3 protein-coding genes are annotated in these 2,881 nt (G+C 62.8%); all 3 read right to left on the bottom strand.

Annotated features, from left to right (window positions below):
* Nucleotides 1–909: cache domain-containing protein (locus B3187_RS00710; RefSeq protein ID WP_286804198.1), on the bottom strand; the 909-nt coding region annotated here is incomplete at its 3' end.
* Between the two features lie 17 nt (nucleotides 910–926).
* Entirely contained in the window at nucleotides 927–1,574 is a 648-nt protein-coding gene (locus B3187_RS00705) for a methylamine utilization protein (RefSeq protein WP_286804197.1), read from the bottom strand.
* A 63-nt stretch (nucleotides 1,575–1,637) separates the two neighbouring features.
* On the bottom strand, nucleotides 1,638–2,881 hold a 1,244-nt coding region (locus B3187_RS00700; protein ID WP_286804196.1), incomplete at its 5' end, for a GGDEF domain-containing protein.

The following is a 2,881-nucleotide window of genomic DNA, read 5'->3' as shown; positions in this document are numbered from 1 at the left end:
GAGGGCCACGTTGGCCAGCGCGCTCACCGGCTGGGTGACGCTGCGCGCAAGCAATACCGCCAGCAGCGCGGCAATGATGGAGAAGCCCAGGGCGATCCACAGCAGTTGGCCGTTGAGCCGGGCAAAGGGCGCCATGACCTGTTCCAGTGGTACCTGCAGCACCGCCGCCAAGGGCGTGGGTTGCTCCGCCACTGGCAGCATGAGGGTCATGTGTTGCTCGGTGGCAATGACCGTTTCGGTCGCCGGTGAGCTTTCACTCAACCAGCCCAGCAATGCCTGTCGCTGCGAGCCAGGCAGTGTGCCGCTCAGATAGCGGGCCCCGTCCTCCTCCAGGCTGACAAAGGAGATTTCCAGACCGGTCAGGCGCTTGAGGGTTTCCGTCAGCCGGTTGTCGATTTCAAAGCCCAGGCCCGCCACACCCAGGGGTAAGGGGGCGCGTACATCGGAGATGACAAACTGGTAAGGGCGGCCATCAATCATCAGTGAGCGCTGTTGGGTCCGAGCTTCCTGTACCTGGGTGTACCGCCGCAGATAGCTCCAACTGGCCTCGGATAAAGGCTGGGTGCTGGCCACCAGGTCGCCCTGCTGATCGGCTACCAGAGCGATATCGGCATTGATCCGGGCGGCGTGGTTCTCCAGGGCGGACACCAGGGTGGGGGCATCGGCCACCGCCACTGCCTCCTTGAAGCCGAAGTCGTCGGTGAGCACCTCCGCCGACAGGGACAACTGTTCCGCCCGGGCCTGGATCAACTCGGCGAACACTTCGCCACCACGCTGCAACTCGCGGCGGGCATTGTCGGTCACGGTGTCGCGTACCACCAGTCGGGTGGCGGTATAGGAGGACAGCTCGACCAGTAGGACCAGACCGAGCAGCAGTAACAGGACTTTGGCGAGGTAGCTAGTGCGCATCAGATCAGCCCCTGGCCTTAACGGTCAAACAACCGCTCGAGATCGGTTTGTGGCGCTTGCTGACGGGGGTCGGGTTGTAACCCATCCAGCGCAATCGTCTCGCTCCGGGACGCTCCAGTGATCGTGAGAGTCCTGGTCAACGGCTCGGCAAGGCGCGGGTGTTGAATCTGCACCTCCAGGTCGCCCTCCGGCAGCGCGTCGAAAGTCCATTTCCCATCGGGGCCCGTGACCCCAAACCGATCGCTGTCCACCACATAGATGTAGCCGAGCATGGCGTCGTGAATATTGCAGCCCAGCGCCACCTTGCCCGGCTGATCAAACTGTACCGGCTCAGCGGTGGTGCCGTGGTACAGCCTGAGCTCAAAGCGCTTGGCCGGGGAAAAGGAGTACACATGATGACGAATGTTGTCACTGTTGGGAAAGCGCACCAGGGTACCGGTGCGCACCGCCAGTACCTGGGGGACGAACTGGCGATCACGCTGATCCATGACCGCCTCGGGGGCCGTCTCAGTACTCGAGCGGTCGTCATCGGCGTAGAGGGTGACCACCGCATCCGCCAGTGGCTGTCCCCCGTCATCGGTCACTGTGATGGTGAGCGACGAGGCGATGACGGCCGCCGGTAACCAGGCCACAAGCGCCACCACTACCCGTGCAATTAGGGTCATAACATCCTCATTGGCCAAAAGCCGATAACCAACCGGAAACCGGCTGGCACAGAATCCGTCATTCTAGCCTATCTGACACTGATTGCGACCCGCGGCCTTGGCCGCGTAGAGCGCCTGATCGGCCCGACCGAACACCTGGTCGGCGGTATCGCCCTCCCTGAACTCGGAGATACCCAGGGAGATGGTGATCTGCAAGGGCTCTTTGCGATAGTTGAACGCCGTATCCGCCAGTGCCCCGCGCACATCATCCAACACCTGCAGGGCGTCCTGGGCTCGGGTTTCCGGCATCAGAATCACAAACTCTTCGCCCCCGTAGCGACCAAAGAAGTCCACCTCCCGCAGGCGCCGACGAATGGCTTTGCTGATCACCTTGAGTACCCGATCGCCGGCCTGATGACCGAACTGATCATTGATCCGCTTGAAATGATCGACATCGCAGACCGCCAGGGTCAGCGGGTGACCATAGCGCTCCCAGCGTTTGACCTCGTGAGCCAGACGCTCGTCATAGGCTTCCCGGTTGGGCAGTTGCGTGAGGGGATCGTGCAGCGCTTTGTGTTGATGGCGACGGAGGCTCTCCCGGTTTTCTTCGGCTTCGTGCTCCATCTGCTGGACCCGGGAGGCAAGCTGGGCCAATTGATCGGTGAGCGGCTCCGAGTCGGCTTCGGCTCGCTGGTATTGGTTCAGACTCTCGCGAATTTGCCCCAACTGGGAGGCCACCTGGCCTTTAAGTTCCGCCAGATCACGGGCGGACTCGACACTCCCGGCCAGGGAGTCGCAGCGCTCGGCCATCTGCTCGGACAGGCTGCGCCCCGCCTCGCGCTGGCTGGCCTGGCTATTGGCCGCACCGTTGATCAGGGACGCGATCTCCGCCAACTCCCGGTTGACCGAGTTGAGGTAGCCGGCAAACACCCGGTTGGCCGCCAGCCAGGAGTGCATGATCAGGTCCCGCACTTCCTCAAGAAAGCCCGGCAACTGGTTCAGCGGGATGCCCTGCTTGAGGCGCACCATCATGCCCTCCAGAGTCTCTGGCCCCATATATTCGGTGTTCACGGCATTCATCAGGCCTTCGAGCACCTGATTGATCTCATCGCACAGGGATTCATTCGAGCCCGGTTCCGCCGCCCGCTCACCCCGCAGCCGGCCCAAGAGGCCGGGCTTGGCTTCCCGGGTCAGGGTCAGGGCCTGTTGCTGCAGGTCCGCCAGCTGCTGGAGCAGAGCCGGGAAGAGGGAGAACTTCTGGCTGCGCATGGGCAACCGGTTGAGGTAATGATTCAGTTCGCGCTTGAGTTCCCGGGGTGGCCCCAGGG

This window comes from Marinimicrobium sp. UBA4209, assembly GCF_002381585.1.
GTDB classification, from domain to species: Bacteria; Pseudomonadota; Gammaproteobacteria; order Pseudomonadales; family Cellvibrionaceae; genus Marinimicrobium; species Marinimicrobium koreense.
This window is presented reverse-complemented; position numbering and strand designations above follow the sequence as displayed.

Bases quoted from the DNA above. Each gene is read 5' to 3' on its own strand.
- B3187_RS00705 (WP_286804197.1), bottom strand. From the start codon at position 1,574: ATGACCCTAATTGCACGGGTAGTGGTGGCGCTTGTGGCCTGGTTACCG.